This is a genomic window from Paragemmobacter amnigenus (assembly GCF_009908265.2).
In the GTDB taxonomy this organism is placed as follows: domain Bacteria; phylum Pseudomonadota; class Alphaproteobacteria; order Rhodobacterales; family Rhodobacteraceae; genus Paragemmobacter; species Paragemmobacter amnigenus.
The window spans coordinates 91034-108444 of the sequence record NZ_JAAATX020000002.1 but is presented as its reverse complement, the minus strand read 5'-3'; the positions used below and the strand labels follow the sequence as shown (position 1 = coordinate 108444).

Below are 17411 nucleotides of genomic sequence, written 5' to 3'. Positions count from 1 at the left end.
CGATATGAAGCCGAATTTCGCCCTGAACTTCACCGATGACAGCATCGCGCTGCTGCACCGCACCAAGCGCGGCTGGACCGAAATCGGCAGCACCCCCTTTGCGGTGGACGACCTGCCCGCAGCGCTGGCCGCCCTGCGTGCCCGCGCGCTGGACCTCGCGCCCGAGGGCATCTCGACCAAGCTCGTCATTCCCAATTCCCAGATCAAATATCTGACGATCGACGCCCCCGGCCCCGATGCCGCCAAGCGCCGCGCCCAGATCGCCGCCGGGCTGGAGGGGCAGACGCCCTATGACGTGGCCGATCTCGTCTGGGATCACTGGGGCAAGGGGCCGACCGTGCAAGTCGCCGTCCTCGCGCGCGAGACGCTGGAGGAGGCCGAGGGGTTCGCGGTAGCCAACGGGTTCAACCCGCTGTCCTTCGTGGCAATCCCCGCCGACGCCTCCTATGCGGCCGAACCCTTCTTCGGCCCGACCGCCCATGCCGCGACCGTGCTGAAGGACGGGGCCAAGGTCGACCGCGACCAGGACCCGATCCGCATCCTTGCCGCAGAGCCCGAAAAGACCCCCGAACCCCCGCAGCCCGAGGTTCAGCCCGAACCCGCCGCGCCGGAAGAGGAACCGCAGCCCGACCTGCCGGAAACGACGCCGCTGCCCGATACCGAACCCGTGCAGGTGCCGCCCCCCGCGCCCGAGGTCGTGCCGGAACCGGAACCGGCCAATGTCCCCGATCCGGGCCATGATCCCGAACCCGCGCCGGAACCGCTGCCCATCCCGGAACCCGATCCGGCCCCGCCCGCGGATCCGGTGGAAATCCCACAGGACCTGCCCGCCTACGATCCGGTGACAGAGCCGCTGACCGCCGTCCTCGACGCCGCCGCGCGCCCCGAACATCCGCTGTCCGAGGCGACGGTGGACCCGGCCCGCATCGCCGCCACGCTCAGCGCCGAAGACCCGCCCGCTGCTGTCGAAACAGCCGGCATGGCCAAGGCTGCCGTCCTCGACCCCGCCATCCCCGAGATGGACGAGGCACCGATGGCAATCGATGTCGACGATACAGCCGACAGCGCGGCCCCGCCGCGCGCCTCGGTCCTCGTCGATCCCGCCGTGGCCGACGACCTCCCGCCCCTGCCCTCGGGCGCGGCCCTGGCGGCCTTCAACGCCCGCAAATCCGGCGACGGCACGGCCCCCCGCATCGGCCAACCCGCCCCGCGCCCCGTCGCGCCGGTCGCCGAACGCCCCGCCGGTCTGGCCAAGACCGACCGCCCTGTCGCGGCACGTCCGGCCCCGAAATTCGGCTACGAAACCCCCGGCGCCAAACCGGCCAAGCCGCAGGGCACGGGGGCCAAGGCGCTGCGCGGCCTCGGCGCGCTTGTCACCGCCCCCACCATCCCGGGCAGCCGCAAGGCCCGCGTCGCGGCAACCGGCGCCGCCACCGCCGCCGTGACGGCCGCCACCACGGCGGCAGGCGCAGCCACCGCTGCGGCCACCACAGGCACGACCGCGCGCCGTCCGGCGGGCCTCGGCTCCCGCCCGATGCCCACGCGCGGAAAGCCGCGCCATTTGGGGCTCATCCTGACAGGTCTCCTTCTGATCATGCTGGCGCTCGCCGCAGGGCTGTCGACCTTCTATGTCAGCCAGTCCGACACCGATCCCGTCACCGACACCGCCGCCGCCGATCTGCCCGCCCCCGAGGACGAGATGCTGGCCGATATCGGCACGGACCAGCCGGAATCCGAAACCCTGCCCGCCGATGGCGTGCTGATGCAGGCCGAAGACCCCAACGCGGCACCACCGGCCACGGGCGCGGATGTGGAAACCGCCACCGCCGCGTCTCCCGCTGCGGCTCCGGCGGCGGCCCTTCCCACCGCCTCCCCCGCACCGGAAGCCGCCGCGCAGGATGAAATCTTCCTCGCCGCCACCGACACCGCCCCCGAACCGGTCGATGCCGCCGCCCTTCCCCTGCCCGCCGCCCGCGCCGACCCGCTGCCACAGGCCTCGCCTGCCCCGCTGCCCTTCGGCACGGTCTACCAGTTCGACGAGAACGGCCTTGTCCGTGCCACGCCCGAAGGGATCACCACCCCCGCGGGCGTTCTGCTTACCGCAGGCCGCCCCGCCCGCGTGCCCCCGTCGCGCCCCGAAGCCTTTGCCGCCCTTGCCGCAGCCGCCGCTCCGGCGGCCCCCGCAGGCAGCGACCCTGCCACCGCTCCGGCTGGCGACCCTGCCGTGATCATCCCCGCCGATCCGGCCCTTGCCGATGCGCGCCCCCTGCCGCGCCCCGCCGCTCTCGCCCCCGCCGCCGCCGCGCCGCAGGATGACGGCGCCACCCTTGCCCCCCTTGCCGATCCGCGCCTTGCCGGTCTGCGCCCCGCCCCGCGTCCCGCCAACGCGGCCGAGGCCGCCGCCGCCGCGGGCCTCACCGCCCCCGTCGTGGCCAGCAGCAATGGCAGCCTTGCCCTCGTCACCCCGCAAGGCGCCGTCAGCCCCGTCGGCCTGACCATCTCGCGCCGTCCCGCCGCCCGCCCCGAGGATATGCGCCGCGCCATCGAAGAGGCCGTCGCCGCCGTCGCCCGCCTCCCCGAACCGGAGGCCCCCGCAGACCCCGACTCCGCCCCCGAGGCCGAAGCCGAACCCGAGCCCGAAGTCGCCTCCGCCGCGCCCCGCATCCCCAGCACCGCCAGCGTCTCGAAACAGGCGACGATCAAGAACGCGATCGACCTGCGTCAGGTGAACCTGATCGGGGTCTACGGCACCCAGTCGGAACGCTACGCGCTGGTCCGCAACCCGAATGGCCGCTACGTCAAGGTCTCGGTCGGGGACCGTCTGGACGGTGGCCGCGTCGCCGCGATCAGCGCTTCGGAACTGCGCTATGAAAAGCGCGGGCGGATGGTGGTGCTCGAACTGCCGAACAGCTGATCCGCAACAGGGTTTCCCGTTGCAGTCGACAGACCGCTCCGTCCATCATGGGCAGGGGCGTGAAGGAAGGAACCGATGGAAGGTCTGCTGTTCGAGGCGAGCATCTATCTCGGCGCGGCAGTCCTCGTGGTGCCGCTGGCCATCCGCCTCGGTCTTGGCTCCGTCCTCGGCTATCTCGCCGCGGGCATCCTAGTCGGTCCGGTCTTCGGCCTGACAGGCGCCGATACCGCCGACCTCCAGCATTTCGCGGAATTCGGCGTTGTCCTGATGCTCTTCCTCATCGGGCTGGAACTGGAACCCCGCACGCTCTGGGACATGCGCCATCGCCTTCTCGGGCTGGGCGGGGCGCAGGTGGTCCTGACCGGTGCCGCCCTCGCTCTGGCCGTGGGGGCCATGGGCTATGCCTGGCAGGTCGCGCTGACCTTCGGCATGATCCTGTCGCTCTCCTCCACAGCCATCGTGCTGCAAACGCTGTCGGAAAAGAACCTGATGCGGACCGCAGGGGGGCGCGCCTCCTTTTCCGTGCTCCTCACGCAGGACATCGCCGTCATCCCGATGCTGGCCTTCCTGCCGCTGCTGGCGCTGCCCGCCATCATCGGCCCCACCGCAAACCAGTTCGGCGTGTCCAATCCCGTCGACGACGCCGCCGCACATGGCAGCGAGGGAGCCGCCGAACCCCTGTTGACCCTTGTCGACCAGTTGCCCAACTGGGCCGCCGCCACCCTGACCCTCGCCATCGTCGCGGGCATCGTGCTGGCGGGACACTTCCTGTCCCGCCCCGTCTTCCGCTTCGTCCACGCCTCGCGCCTGCCCGAGATGTCGACCTTCATCTCGCTCCTGATCGTGCTGGGCATCGCCTTCCTGATGATGATGGTGGGCCTCTCGCCCGCGCTGGGAACCTTCGTCGCGGGCGTGGTCCTCGCGAACTCGGAATTCCGCCACCAGATCGAGGCCGACATCAAACCCTTCAAGGGGCTGCTCCTCGGGCTTTTCTTCATGACCGTGGGCATCGGGATCGACACGCAGGAACTCTTTGCCCAGCCCGCGACCATCCTCGGCCTGACGCTCCTGCTCATCGCGATCAAGGCCGCCATCCTCTACGTCATCGCGATCCTGTTCAAACTGCGCGGCCATGACCGCTGGCTCTTCACCCTCGGTCTGGCACAGGCGGGCGAATTCGGCTTCGTCCTTGTCAGCTTCGCGCGCCAGCAGGGAATCCTCTCGCTCAATCAGGGGCAGGTGGCGCTGCTTGTCATCAGCCTGTCCATGCTCCTGACCCCTGCCCTCTTCATCGCATATGAACGCTTGGCCACCCGCCTGCGCGGCCGCGCGGCACCCGAACGCGCACCGGACACGATCGACGAAAAGGGACGCGTCATCATCGCAGGCATCGGCCGCTTCGGTCAGGTCGTGAACCGCCTCGTCCGCATGTCGGGCCTGTCGACCGTGGTTCTGGACAGCGACATGGCCACGATAGAAACCATGCGCCGCTTCGGGGTAAAGGGCTTCTTCGGCGACCCCTCGAACCCCGCCCTGCTTGACAGCGCGGGTCTCGACGAGGCCGCGATCCTCGTCGTGGCCGTGGATGACCGCGACAACGCCACCCGCATCGTCCGCTATGCCCGCTCCAAACGCGCCGACCTCCACATCGTCGCCCGCGCCCGCGACCGCGTGCATGTCTACGAACTCTATCAGGCGGGCGCCAATGACATCGTCCGCGAAACCTTCGACTCCTCCATCCGCGCAGGCCGCTACGTGCTGGAAAACATGGGCTTCACGGAATACGAAGCCGCCAAGCTCTCGCAAACCTATTACAAGGTCGACCGCGCCGCGATGCGCGATCTGGCAAGCCTCTGGATCCCCGGCCAGCCTGTCCACCTGAACGAGGCCTATGTCGACCGCGCCAAGCAGCTTGACCGCGACCTCGAAACCGCCCTGATCGACGAGCTTCACGAAACCCAGCCCATGGCGGGCGAGGATGTCCCCGCCCCCTTCACCGAGGCCCTACCGGACGAGACCGACGCAGACCTCCTCGCCGACCATTCGCCACGGGCCGAGGCGTCCTGAAACCCGCCCCCTTCATCTCGGCCCCAATACCCCACGGGGGCGCGGGGGTGTGAAACCCCCGCTTGCGCGCTCAGGCGCCCGAAACCCCCGCCTCGGCAAAGGTCGCCATGCCCGAATGGCAGGCCAGCGCGCCCTTCACGACGCCCAGCGCCAGCGCCGCCCCCGACCCCTCGCCCAGCCGCAGGCCAAGGTCCAGCAGCGGCGCCTTGCCCAGCGCCGCCAGCAGCCGCCCATGCCCGCCCTCGGCGCTGACATGGCCTGCCACGCAATGGTCCAGCGACCCCGCCGCCGCCTTTTCCAGCACCGCAGCCGAGGCCGTGCAGATGAACCCGTCCAGCACGACCGGAACCCGCTCCACCCGCGCCCGCGCGATGGCGCCCGCCATGGCGGCCAGCTCGCGCCCGCCCAGACAGCGCAGCACCTGCAACGGATCGCCCAGCCGCGCGGCATGCAGCGCCAGCCCCCGCGCCACCGCATCCGCCTTGCGCGCCAGCCCCGCATCGTCGACGCCCGTGCCACGGCCCACCCATCCGGCAGGCTCGCCCCCGAACAGCGCCGCAGCGATGGCCGCCGCAGGGGTCGTGTTGCCGATCCCCATCTCGCCCGTCACCAGCACATCCGCGCCCGCGTCCACGGCCTCCCAGCCGCAGCGCAGCGCCGCCACCACCTCGGCCTCCTCCATCGCGGGGGCCACGGTGAAATCCGCCGTCGGCCGCTCCAGCTCCAGCGCATGGACCGACATGGTCGCCCCGAACGCCTTGGACAGCTGGTTGATCGCCGCCCCGCCATGGCGGAAATTCGCCACCATCTGCACCGTCACCTCGGCCGGAAAGGCCGAAACCCCCTGCGCCACCACCCCGTGATTGCCCGCAAAGACCAGAACCTGCGGCCTCTCGCAGCGCGGCCTGTCCGTCCCCTGCCAGCCCGCGAACCACACTGCCAGCTCCTCCAGCCGCCCCAGCGCCCCCGGCGGCTTGGTCAGCTGCCCGTTGCGCGCCACCGCCGCCGCATGGGCCGCCGCGTCACGGTCAGGGGCCGCCGCCAGCAGGGCACGGAATTCGGCAAGCGAGGAAAAGGCATGGCTCATGGCAAAGGTCCGTCATTGAAGGTCAGGCTGCGCTTGGCTAACTGGAAGCAGGGCCGAAGGCCAGTCGGGAAAGGACACACCCATGACGAACCGCGACACCGCAAGCCTTGCCTTGGCCGACCTCGCCGCCGCCTTCGCGCTGCTCACCCGCCTGCCCGTCGCCGCGCAGGGTGCGCCCTCCCCCCGCGCCGCCTGGGCCTGGCCCGTCGCGGGGGCTGCCGTGGGCGCTCTGGCGGCTCTTGCCACCTCTGCCGCGCTGATGCTGGGCCTGCCCGCCGCCACCGCCGCCGCCGTCGCCCTCGTCACCACGGCCCTGCTGACCGGCGGGTTGCACGAGGACGGTCTGGCCGACACCGCCGACGGCCTGATGGGCGGGCGGACAAGGGAACGCCGGCTCGAGATCATGAAGGACAGCCGCATCGGCAGCTACGGCACGCTGGCCCTGCTGCTCATCACGCTGATCCGCTGGTCCGCGCTGACCGCGCTCGTCACCACGGGCCACCACTGGGCGGGGCTGATCGCCGCGGGCGCGCTCTCCCGCGCACCGATGGCCGTGCTGATCGCCACGCTCCCCAATGCCCGCGGCACGGGCCTGTCGCAGCTGACCGGCCAACCCCCGCGCAACGCCGTCACCGCCGCGCTGGTGATCGCCGCCACCTTCGCCTTCCTCTCCACCGGCCTCACGCTCGTCTCCATGGCGCTGGCCGCCGCCGCAACCACCGCCCTCCTCGCCCGCGCCGCGCGGGCGCGCATCGGCGGCCAGACCGGCGACATCCTCGGCGCCTCCCAGCAACTGGCCGAGGCGGCGGCCCTGTCGCTCGCGGCGGCAAGCCTCGCCTGACCGGCAGAACCGCGCCAAAGCAAAAGGGCCGCAGGTTCCCCCGCGGCCCGTCCACCATCCTGTCCGGAAATATCAGGCCGCGCGGCTCAGCAGCACGTCGTCGACCTTCTTCTGCGCCCCGGCCTCGTCCACGCCGGACACCGCCGCCACTTCGCGCGTCAGCCGCTCCAGCGCCGCTTCGTAAAGCTGCCGCTCGGAATAGCTCTGCTCGCGCTGGTCATCGGTGCGGTGCAGGTCGCGCACGACCTCCGCGATCGACAGCAGGTCGCCCGAGTTGATCTTCTGTTCATATTCCTGCGCGCGGCGCGACCACATCGCCCGCTTCACCCGCGCCTTGCCCTTCAGCGTGTCCAGCGCCTTGGTCACGATATCGGGCGAGGACAGCTGCCGCATCCCGATCTCGGTCGCCTTGTGCGTCGGCACCCGCAGGGTCATCTTGTCCTTCTCGAAGGAAATGACGAACAGCTCCAGATGGAGCCCCGCAATCTCCTGCTCCTCGATCGAGATGATCCGGCCGACACCATGCGCCGGATAGACAACGAACTCGTTGGGGCGGAACTCAGGCTTCTTGGTCTTGGTCATTCAGAGACATCCTCGAAGGGACCGCCTGCCTTATGCGACAAATAAACGTGCCGTGGCCCACCGGACCCCGCCATTCCCGCCGATTTGTCACAGAAAGACCCCGCTCAGGCGAGCAGCGCTGAGCCAGGCATCAGGCTTCCGTGTGGTTTGTAACGAATTGTATACCACAGAATCACCCTGATTCCAACAACGGCATCAGGGCAGGCGTTCCGTGATCGCCTGTATTTTCCGCATTTATCCACAGCTATTCCGAATCGACAAAGCAGGTTTGCCGAATCGGAATGTCCGAATGTCACACCGTGACAGGCGGCTCAGTTCCCCTCGCCGGGGGCCTCGCTGAAATACTTGGCCAATTTGCCCGTCTCGCCGTCGCGGGCCTCGGCCTCGGGCAGCGGGTCCTTCTTGACGGTCAGCACGGGCCACATCTCGGAATATTTCCGGTTGAAGGCCACCCACTCGTCCATGTCCGGCTCCGTATCGGGGCGGATGGCATCGGCGGGGCATTCCGGCTCGCAGACGCCGCAGTCGATGCACTCATCCGGATGGATGACCAGCATGTTCTCGCCCTCGTAGAAGCAGTCCACCGGGCAGACTTCGACGCAGTCGGTGTATTTGCAGGCGATGCAGTTGTCGGTCACCACATAGGTCATGGCGGGTCTCCAAGGATGTCGGACGCCTGACTAGTGGGCTTTTGTGGATCATTCAAGCGGTTCGGGCGTGTCCTTTTGCGCGTCCATGTCCAGATACAACATCTGCGCCTCGCTCGCGGGTCCGCGCCGCAGGCCGAGTGCGACGATCCGCACCACACGGATGCGCGCGCCCTGCGGAAAGGTCAGCACATCGCCCGCCGCGACCCCCGCCCCCGCCTTGCGCGTGGGCTGGCCGTTGATCCGCAGATGCCCGCTCTCGGCCGTTTCGGCGGCAAGGGCGCGGCTCTTGAAGAACCGCGCCTGCCACAGCCACTTGTCCAGCCGAATCGTCTCGCGTGCAGGGGCGGCCGCGCGGCCCGTCTTCTGCGCGCCCGGCCCCGCCAAATCAGGACTTGGTCTTCAGCGCCGCCAGAACGGCAAAGGGATTGTCCGGATCGATGGGCTTCTCGGCCCGCGGCGGACGCGCCTCGAAGGATTTGCCACCCTCGCGCCGCTCGGGCTTGCCGCCGCCATGGCCCTTGCCACCCTTGGGCTTGCCACCCTCGCGCCGTTCGCCCTGCGGACGGTCCCCGCCCTCGCGCTTGGGCCGGTCCCCCCGACCCTCGCCCTGCGGACGCTCGCCTTGCGGACGCTCTCCGCGGTTGGGCCGGTCGCCCTGCGGACGGTTGCCCCGCTCGGGCCGCTGGAAGCGCGGCTTGGGCGCCCAGGTGAAGGTGTAAAACACCTCCATCTCCTGCGGCGCGGCCTCGGCCCCTTCGGCCACCGGCTCGGGCTCCGGCGGCGGCGCCAGAACCGACACCTCCTCGGGGATCGGCGCGGTCGATTGCGGATCTTCGGCCTTCGGCGGCTCTGCCGCCTTGACCTTCACCCGCTCGCCCTTCTCGCCCTTGTAGCCAAGGCCCGCCATCAGGTCCGCGAACTGCTCCAGCGTCATGCCGGTGATCGACAGCATCTCGGGCGCGGCCTCGAAACCCGCGCGGCTGTCCTTGCCGCGCAGCAGATCCGCCAGACGCTCCAGCATGTCGATGCGGATCGCGCGGCTGCCCGCCGGATGATAGCCCGACAGCGTGTAATGCTGCTTGGGCACTTCCGCGATATTCGGGATCGTCACCAGACCGGGCGGCGGGCTTTCGGGGAACTCGTCCAGCCCGTTCGCCAGCGACCACAGCACCAGCCGCAGCCGCGTCGGCGCGGGCTTCAGCAGGGCCGGCAGGAACACCGTAAACTGCCCGAACCGCACGCCATGCTTGCGCAGCGCGCCCCGCGCCTCCTGATCCAGCTGCTTGACCTCTTCGGCCACCGCATCGCGCGGCAACACGCCCAGCCCCTCGACCAGACGGAAGGCAAAGCCCCGCGCCAGCCCCGTCAACTGCTCGTCGCGGCTCATCGCGGCCAGCGGCTCGAACAGTGCGGCCACCTTGCGGTCGATGAAATGCTGCAAGCGCCGCTTCACCTTTTCCGCGACATCCGGCCCCGCCTCGTCATCGACAAAGGCCTCGACCGTCGGGCGCAGCGCCTCGGCCCCCTTCACCAGCTTGCCGACCGCCGTGGTCCCCCACATCAGCCCGCCCTGCTCGGTGAAGTCCAGCTCGGTATCCGGCGCGTTGTAGAACCGGTCCGCCCGCAGATGGAACTCCGGCCGCAGCGCCTGCACCGCCGCCTGACGCAGCGTGCGCGCCTCGTCGGGTGACGCCGAGGCATCCTGCCGGAACCGGAATCCCTCCAGCCGCCCGACGAATTCGCCCTCGACCATCACTTCACCCTTGTCATTCACCTCGGCCACGAGGGTCTCCTTCTGCTTCAACCGCCGCAACAGAACGCTCGTCCGCCGGTCAACAAATCGCTGCGTCAGCCGCGCGTGCAGCGCATCCGACAGGCGGTCTTCTACAGCGCGCGTCTCTTCCCGCCAATGGCTTTCGTCTTCCACCCATCCCGACCGCTGCGCGACATAGGTCCACGTCCGGATATAGGCCAGCCGCTTCGAGATGGCGTCGATGTCCCCGTCCGTCCGGTCGATCCGCGCCACGGCCTTGGCCAGCCAGTCCGACGGCACCCGCCCGCCCTTCACGAACTCGAATATACGCGCAAGCAGCCCCGCATGTTCCGTCGTCGACGAAGACCGGAAATCCGGCACACGGCAGACATCCCACAAAAGCTTGACATCCGCGGGTGCCTTCACGCGATCCCGCACCTCCGGCATCTCCGACAGCGCCTTGAGCGCCACCACATCATCCGCATCCCGCGCCCGCGTCAGCCATTCGTTGCTCGTCGGCGCCTCCAGCGACCGCACCAGCCGCTCCACCGTCCCGAATTCCAGCCCCGCATTGCGCCACTGCAACTTCTTCACCGGCGCGAAACGGTGGTTCTCGATGGCCTCCACCATCTCCTCGTCAAAGGGCCGCGCCTCGCCCGTCACCCCGAAGGTGCCGTTCTCCGTATGCCGCCCCGCCCGCCCCGCGATCTGCGCAAGCTCCTGCGGATAAAGCGCCCGCATCCGCCGCCCGTCGAACTTCGCCGTGCTGGAAAAGGCCACATGCCGGATGTCGAGGTTCAGCCCCATCCCGATGGCATCGGTCGCCACCAGATAATCCACGTCCCCGTTCTGGTACAAAGCCACCTGCGCGTTCCGCGTCCGCGGGCTCAACGCCCCCATCACCACCGCGCAACCGCCCTTCTGCCGCCGGATCAGCTCGGCAATCGCATAGACATTTTCAACCGAAAACCCGACGATTGCGCTCCTCGGCGGCATCCGGCTGATCTTTTTCGAACCTGACCACGTCAGCGTCGACAACCGGTCGCGCTTGACGAAACTCACCCCCGGCACCAGCGCGGCAATCGCGCCCCGCATCGTGTCCGATCCCAGAAACAGCGTCTCGTGCAGCCCCCGCGCCCGCAGCAACCGGTCCGTGAACACATGCCCCCTCTCGGGATCGGCGCAAAGCTGGATCTCGTCCACCGCCACGAAATCCGCCCCGATCTCCAAAGGCATCGCCTCGACCGTGCAGACCCAGTACTGCGTCCGCTCGGGCACGATCCGCTCCTCGCCCGTGACCAGCGCCACGACCGACGGCCCCCTCTGCGCCACGATCCGGTCATAGACCTCGCGCGCCAGCAGGCGCAGCGGCAGGCCGATCACCCCCGTGCGATGCGCCAGCATCCGTTCGATCGCATAATGCGTCTTGCCGGTGTTCGTCGGCCCGAGGACCGCCGTGACCCGTCCGGTCATGGCCATGTTCTTGCTGCCCTTACAGGTCCTGTCCGGCGGTCTGCTTCTCCAGCCGCTCCACCGACTCGATTACCCCCTGCAAATGGGGATGTATAGCCAGCGCCGCCTTGTAGGCCTCCAACGCCTTTTCCGGCTGGTCCAGTTCCTCGAAGATCATGCCCAGCCCCGACAGCGCCCCGAAATGCCGCGGGTTCAGCGTCAGCACCCGCGCGATGTCGTTGACCGAGGGGCCAAGCTCGCCCACCGTGAAATAGGCCGTCGCCCGCGCATTCCATCCTTCCGCGAAATCCGGCGCATGGTCGGTCAGCGCGGTGAAATGCTCGATCGCCGCCTGCGGATCGCCCGCCGCCATCGCATCGCGCCCCCGCTTCAGCAAAAGGTCCATCGCCGGAGAGCCGGACTTCGACCACTCGTTCCAGATTTCCCGTTCCAGCCGCGAGGCCTCCTGCGCGTCGGACTCCTTCAGCTCGGCGAACAGCGTCTCCAGATCGGCCGCCCCCGCGCCCGTCCCTGCAAACTGGGTCAGCAGCACGAGAAGTGCCGCAACGACAATGTTGTGTAACGGGCGATGCGCTTTCATAACGTGAAAGGTAACGCAACCGCACGGAAACGCCAGTGGCGCCGCATCAAAAGCAGGCGATTGGCCAAGGCGCAGGACGGGCGGCCCAAGGAAAGGACAAGACATGACCGAAGTGATCGACGCGGCCGTCGCCGCCCTCTCGGCCAAGCTGAAAGGCGGCTTCGACGGCGTGGCGAAATTCGTCATCCCGGGCGAAGGGGCCATCATGATGGACGCAACCGGCGTGCGCGCCGGGGATGAGGAGGCCGACGTCACCCTCACCGCCTCGACCGAGGTGTTCCGCGCCATCCTCGAAGGCGACATGAACCCCACCACCGCCTTCATGACCGGCAAGCTGTCCGTGGACGGCTCGATGGGCATGGCGATGAAGCTGGGCTCGGCCCTGTCGTGATCGCCGACGCCCCCCTTTTCGCCGATCTGGCCGAAGGCCCGCAGGGTGGCCGCGCGCTGTGGTTCACCGCCGCCGACGGCGTGCGCCTGCGCGCGGGGATCTGGCCCGATGGCGAAAGGGGGACCGTCCTGCTCTTCCCCGGCCGGACGGAATATATCGAGAAATATGGCCGCGCCGCCGAAGACCTGCGCGCGCGCGGCTATGCCACCGTGGTGATCGACTGGCGCGGCCAGGGTCTGGCCGACCGCGCCTATGCCGACCGTCTGGTGGGCCATGTGGGCGACTTTGCCGAATTCCAGCGCGATGTCGACGCGCTGGTGGACCTTGCCCGCGCCCAAGGCTTGCCCGAACCCTTCCACCTGCTCTGCCATTCGATGGGCGGCTGCATCGGCCTGCGCGCGCTGATGCGGGGGCTTCCCGTCCGCTCGGCGGTCTTTTCCGCGCCCATGTGGGGGATCAGCATGGCCGCATGGATGCGCCCGCTGGCCCATGTTCTGGGCCACCTTGCCGGCCCCTTCGGACAGGCCCATCGCTACGCACCGGGCACGGGCGGAACGACCTATGTTCTGGATGCGCCCTTTCAGGGCAATGTGCTGACCACCGATCCCGACATGTGGGACTACATGCGCCGGCAGGTGGCCGCCCAACCCGACCTTGCGCTCGGCGGCCCGTCGATGGGCTGGCTCCACGCCGCCCTGCGCGAATGCGCGGCCCTCGCCGCCCGCCCCGCCCCGGCGACCCCCGCCATCACCGCGCTCGGCACCGCCGAAAAGGTGGTGGATGTCGCCCCGATCCATCTGCGGATGTCGGGCTGGTCCAACGGTCGCCTCGACCTCTATTCCGGCGCCGAACACGAGGTGCCGATGGAAACCCCCGCCCACCGCGCCCGGTTCTATGACGAGGCTGCCGCACTCTTCGACGCGAACGGCTGACGCGCCAAATTTCTTCGAAGAAATTTGCAAAAATCTTCAAATATTTTTGCCCCCCCGCCGCAGCAGCGCCCGTTGCGCGCGGACGCCCTTACCGTGCGCTGCGTGCTGACAGGTTGCGGTACAACCGTCTGCACAGCCGCCGGTACGACCCGCTTACAGGTTGATCTGCCGGAATCCGTCGCGCAGCGCCTTGCTCCACGCCTCGGACATGGCGCGGAACTGCTCGTCCCCCGCCTCGATCCGGCGCGTGGAGGACACCTTGCAGGCATCCTTCTCGATCACGCAAAGATCCAGCGGCATTCCCACGGAAAGGTTTGATCTCAAAGTGGAATCCATCGACAGAAGCACCGCCTTCTGCGCGTCCGACAGGCTGGTCGACGGCTTCACCACGCGGTCGAGGATGGGCTTGCCATATTTATGCTCGCCGATCTGCAGGAAGGGTGTGTCCTCTGTCGCTTCGATAAAGTTCCCCTCGGGATAGATCAGGAAAAGCCGCATCGCCCCCCCCTTCCTCTGCCCCGCCACGATCATCGACGCACTCGCCCCCTGCATCGCCGACAGCTTCTCGTCGATCTCGCCACGCACTTCGGCCAGCATATTCCCAACGATATCAGCGACTTTCAGCATGGTGGGCGCCAGCATGATCGACGTCTCGCCCGTCGCCTCGGGTGCCTCGATCGCCTCGCGCAACCGCGCGATGGTGGTCTGCGTGACTGACAGACTTCCGGCGGTCATTATCGTAATGACACGCTCACCCGGGTCCTCGAAGTGGAACATCTTGCGGTAGGTCGAGATGTTGTCCAACCCCGCATTGGTGCGGGTGTCCGACAGCAAAACCATGCCGTCATTCAGCAGAAGTCCCACGCAATAGGTCATCGTCCAGTCCCCAAGGATGCCCGACCCTATTGCTGCAAGGCCAGAACCGCAACCGTCACATCCAGCGATTCCGCCCCCGTCCCCCGCGCGATCCCGCGGATCGGGGCCGCATCCTGTGCGTCCAGCCCCGACCCCAACCGGATATAGCGGTCATCTGGACAGCAGCGGTTCGCCGGATCGAACCCGACCCAGCCAAGGCCAGCCACGAAAATTTCGGCCCAGGCATGGGCGGCCTCATGCGCGACGCCGTCGGAATCGGCGAACAGATAGCCCGACACATAGCGCGCCGGCAGCCCCGCCACGCGCGCCGCGGCGATGAGGGCATGGGCATGGTCCTGACAGACCCCCTCGCCCAGCGCCAGCGCCTCGGCCGCGGTCGTATGGGCATGGGTCGCGCCGGGGCGATAGGCGATGGCATCGGCCACCGCCGCTGCCAGCCGGTGCGCCACGGCCAGTGGCCCGTCCGTGCCCATCGCGGCGGCAGCCACGGCGCGCAGCGCCGCGTCAGCGGCCGTGGGGGCAGTCTCCACCAGATAGACCTCGGGCGGGACGACCTCGCGGTGGCCGCGCAGAACCCCTGCCAGATCAAGGGTTTCCACCGTGCCCGTGACGCGAACCTCGATTCCCGACACCGGCCCCTTCACCGTCCAGCCCTGCACGCGGTCCCCTGCCCCGTCGCGGAAGGCCCCGCCCGGGATGCCATCCGTCACCGTCACGGTCCAGTCGCGCACCTTCTGCCCGTCAAAGACCGACGGGGTCAGCCGGTGGCTCTGCATCACCGCCCGCACGGGGCGGTCATAGCTGTAGCGCGTCACATGATCGACCGTCAGCAGCATCAGCGCATATCCCCGCTCAGATAGGTGTCATGGATCAGCGACCCCAGCGCCGCCGCCTCGCGGATGAAGCGCGACAGGAAGTCATGCAGCCCCTCGTCGAAGATATCGTCCGTCCGCGTCACCCGCAGCGCATCGACCATCGCCCGCGCCCGCGCCTGCGCGTCGGTCGTGGCGCCATAAGCCTTTGAAAGCCTGTCCAGATGGCCCGAAATCCCCTCGGCGCAGGTGATGAGCGAGCGGGGGCATTGCGGGTTCAGGATCAGGAAATGCGCGATCTTGGCCGCCGTCACCTCGCCGCCATAGGCCCAGTGGAACGCCCGGTGCGCCGACATCGCCCGCAGAAGCGTCGTCCACTGGTAATTGTCCAGACCGGAGCCGACGAATTCCACCCGCGGCAGCAGGACATAATACTTCACATCCATCAGACGCGCCGTGTTGTCCGCGCGTTCGAGGTTGTAACCAAGGTTTAGGAAATCCCACCCATCATTGCGCAGAAGGGTCGCGTCGATGGCCCCCCGCACCATCGCGGCATGTCGCATCGTCCATTCGGTCAGGCGCGACAGCTCCAATTCGCTGCGGGGGGTGCGCTCCAATTGCCGCAACTCCTGGAACGCGGTGTTCAGCGCGTCCCAGACCTGCGCGGTCAGCGCGGTGCGGACGATGCGCCCGTTCTCGCGGGCAGATGTGATGCAACAGGCCACCGATGACGGGTTGTCACGGTCGAAGAACAGGAAGCTTTCGATGTTCCGCTGCACGGGGTCGCCATATTTCTTCGCAAAGGCATCGGCATTGCCCGACGCCTGCAACAGCGAATCCCACTCGTTGCGATATCCCGCGGCGGATGGCAGCAGCGCGATGCGCGATCCCACCTCCAGCAGTCGCGCGGCGGTTTCGGCGCGCTCCATGTATCGGGCGATCCAGAACAGATTGTCTGCGGTCCGGCTCAGCATGTCTCGATCACTCCGCCAGCACCCAGGTATCCTTAACCCCGCCCCCTTGGGAGGAGTTGACGACCAGTGACCCTTCCTTCAGCGCCACCCGCGTCAGCGCGCCGGGCACCAGTTCGATCCGTTCGCCCACAAGGCAATAGGGCCGCAGGTCCACATGGCGCGGGGCCACGCCTTCGGCAACGAAGGTGGGCGTGGTGGACAGCGCCAGCGTCGGCTGGGCGATGTAATTGCCAGGATCGGCCATGATCTTGGCGCGGAACGCCTCGACCTGATCCTTCGTCGATTTCGGCCCGACCAGCATGCCGTATCCGCCCGATCCGTGGACTTCCTTAACGACCAGTTCAGAAAGGTTATCAAGGACATAACGCAAGTCATCGGACTTGCCGCATTGCCATGTCGGCACGTTCTGCAAGATCGGCTCTTCCCCAAGGTAAAAGCGGATCATCTCGGGGACGAAGGTATAGACCGCCTTGTCATCCGCCACCCCTGCGCCGGGGGCTGAACAGATCGTCACCCCGCCCGACCGGTAGACATCCATCAGCCCTGGCACGCCCAGCATGGAGTCGGGGCGGAAACACAGTGGGTCGATGAAGGCGTCGTCGATCCGGCGGTAGATCACATCCACCTTCTTCGGGCCTTCGGTCGTGCGCATCCAGACGAATTCGCCTTCGACGAACAGGTCCTGCCCCTCGACAAGTTCAATCCCCATCAGGTCGGCAAGGAAGCTGTGCTCGTAATAGGCGCTGTTGAAATGGCCGGGGGTCAGCAGGACTACAGTCGGCTCGCCGCTGCACTTCTCGGGCGCGACCGAGGCAAGGGTGCGGCGCAGGATTTCGGGATATTTTTCCACGGGTTCGATCCGGTTCTCGCGGAACAGGTCGGGGAACATCCGCATCATGATCTCGCGGTTTTCCAGCATGTAGGACACGCCCGACGGCGTGCGGCAGTTGTCTTCCAGCACGAAGAACTCGTCCGGGCCGGTGCGCACGATGTCGATGCCCACGATATGGGAATAGACGCCCTTGGGCGGCCTTATGCCCGCCACGGCCTTCTCATAGGCCTCGTTCTGATAGACCAGCCGCGACGGCACGCGCCCTGCGCGCACGATCTCGCCCCGCTGGTAGACATCCACCAGAAAGGCGTTCAACGCCCGCGCACGTTGCTTGATCCCCTTTTCCAGCCTTGCCCATTCCGCCCCCGTGAAGACGCGGGGGAACATGTCGAAGGGGATCAGCCGGTCGGGATCGCCGCCCTCGCCATAGACGGCGAAAGTGATGCCGATGCGGCGGAACAGATCCTCGGCCTCGGCCTGTTTCAGCGTCCGCAAGGCGGCGGGCATCGCCTTCATCCAGTCTTCCAGCCGCGCATAGGGCGCCCGCACCTTGCCGCCCTGATACATCTCGTTGAAGTATTGCGTCACCCTCACCGCCCCCCGAACCTTATGGTCTTGGTCCGAGTTAATCAGCGCAACCCGCGGCG

The 17411-nt window shown here is 68.1% G+C and carries 15 protein-coding genes; 5 read left to right on the top strand and 10 right to left on the bottom strand.

Translation table 11 applies throughout. The features are described from left to right. Positions 1–4: 4 nt before the first annotated feature. Together GU927_RS02990 and GU927_RS02985 are read left to right on the top strand one after the other, a co-directional pair. The gene (locus GU927_RS02990) at positions 5–2914 is read left to right on the top strand and encodes a translation initiation factor 2 (protein ID WP_161760874.1); all 2910 of its coding nucleotides are present in this window, start codon (positions 5–7) and stop codon (positions 2912–2914) included. A 75-nt stretch (positions 2915–2989) separates the two neighbouring features. Then, on the top strand, positions 2990–4981 hold the full coding sequence (locus GU927_RS02985; RefSeq protein WP_161760873.1) for a cation:proton antiporter domain-containing protein: 1992 nt from the start codon (positions 2990–2992) through the stop codon (positions 4979–4981). 70 nt (positions 4982–5051) lie between these two features. Here the strand turns inward: GU927_RS02985 and cobT are convergent, their stop codons facing one another. Further along, complete coding sequence (gene cobT / locus GU927_RS02980; protein ID WP_161760872.1) at positions 5052–6068, bottom strand: nicotinate-nucleotide--dimethylbenzimidazole phosphoribosyltransferase; 1017 nt, start codon at positions 6066–6068, stop codon at positions 5052–5054. A gap of 82 nt (positions 6069–6150) precedes the next feature. On the opposite strand from cobT, the gene cobS reads away from it, so the two are divergent. After that, on the top strand, positions 6151–6909 hold the full coding sequence (gene cobS, locus GU927_RS02975) for an adenosylcobinamide-GDP ribazoletransferase (protein ID WP_161760871.1): 759 nt from the start codon (positions 6151–6153) through the stop codon (positions 6907–6909). A gap of 72 nt (positions 6910–6981) precedes the next feature. Here cobS and GU927_RS02970 read toward each other — a convergent pair whose 3' ends face one another. The 5 genes from GU927_RS02970 to GU927_RS02950 all read right to left on the bottom strand — a co-directional run bounded on the left by GU927_RS02970 (position 6982) and on the right by GU927_RS02950 (position 11947). Then, on the bottom strand, positions 6982–7491 hold the full coding sequence (locus GU927_RS02970; protein ID WP_161760870.1) for a CarD family transcriptional regulator: 510 nt from the start codon (positions 7489–7491) through the stop codon (positions 6982–6984). A gap of 311 nt (positions 7492–7802) precedes the next feature. Then, a complete protein-coding gene (gene fdxA / locus GU927_RS02965) occupies positions 7803–8141 on the bottom strand; it encodes a ferredoxin FdxA (RefSeq protein WP_161760869.1) in 339 nt (112 codons plus the stop codon). Positions 8142–8189: 48 nt separating this feature from the next. After that, entirely contained in the window at positions 8190–8525 is a 336-nt protein-coding gene (locus GU927_RS02960) for an RNA-binding S4 domain-containing protein (protein ID WP_217765514.1), read from the bottom strand. Position 8526: 1 nt separating this feature from the next. Next, positions 8527–11373: a helicase-related protein gene (locus tag GU927_RS02955; protein WP_161760868.1), complete on the bottom strand. Its 2847-nt coding sequence runs from the start codon at positions 11371–11373 to the stop codon at positions 8527–8529. A gap of 13 nt (positions 11374–11386) precedes the next feature. Beyond that, on the bottom strand, positions 11387–11947 hold the full coding sequence (locus tag GU927_RS02950) for a tetratricopeptide repeat protein (protein WP_161760867.1): 561 nt from the start codon (positions 11945–11947) through the stop codon (positions 11387–11389). A gap of 103 nt (positions 11948–12050) precedes the next feature. Here GU927_RS02950 and GU927_RS02945 point away from each other — a divergent pair, with 103 nt between their 5' ends. Both GU927_RS02945 and GU927_RS02940 read left to right on the top strand, forming a co-directional pair. Next, positions 12051–12338 (top strand): SCP2 sterol-binding domain-containing protein, encoded by a 288-nt coding sequence (locus tag GU927_RS02945; RefSeq protein WP_161760866.1) that lies wholly within the window; start codon positions 12051–12053, stop codon positions 12336–12338. After that, positions 12338–13270, top strand: coding sequence for an alpha/beta fold hydrolase (locus GU927_RS02940; protein WP_161761113.1), 933 nt, complete (start codon positions 12338–12340; stop codon positions 13268–13270). The genes GU927_RS02945 and GU927_RS02940 overlap by 1 nt, the downstream gene beginning before the upstream one ends. A 153-nt stretch (positions 13271–13423) precedes the next feature. On the opposite strand, the gene GU927_RS02935 is transcribed toward GU927_RS02940, so the two are convergent. The 4 genes from GU927_RS02935 to GU927_RS02920 are packed head-to-tail and all read right to left on the bottom strand — an operon-like array spanning position 13424 to position 17331. Then, positions 13424–14146, bottom strand: a complete 723-nt coding sequence (locus tag GU927_RS02935) for a proteasome-type protease (protein WP_161760865.1) — start codon at positions 14144–14146, stop codon at positions 13424–13426. 26 nt (positions 14147–14172) lie between these two features. Continuing rightward, positions 14173–14982, bottom strand: a complete 810-nt coding sequence (locus tag GU927_RS02930; protein WP_161760864.1) for a transglutaminase family protein — start codon at positions 14980–14982, stop codon at positions 14173–14175. After that, positions 14982–15932: an alpha-E domain-containing protein gene (locus GU927_RS02925; protein ID WP_161760863.1), complete on the bottom strand. Its 951-nt coding sequence runs from the start codon at positions 15930–15932 to the stop codon at positions 14982–14984. Before GU927_RS02925 ends, GU927_RS02930 begins: the two co-directional genes overlap by 1 nt. 7 nt (positions 15933–15939) lie before the next feature. After that, positions 15940–17331 (bottom strand): circularly permuted type 2 ATP-grasp protein, encoded by a 1392-nt coding sequence (locus tag GU927_RS02920; protein ID WP_217765525.1) that lies wholly within the window; start codon positions 17329–17331, stop codon positions 15940–15942. Between the last annotated feature and the right edge of the window lie 80 nt (positions 17332–17411).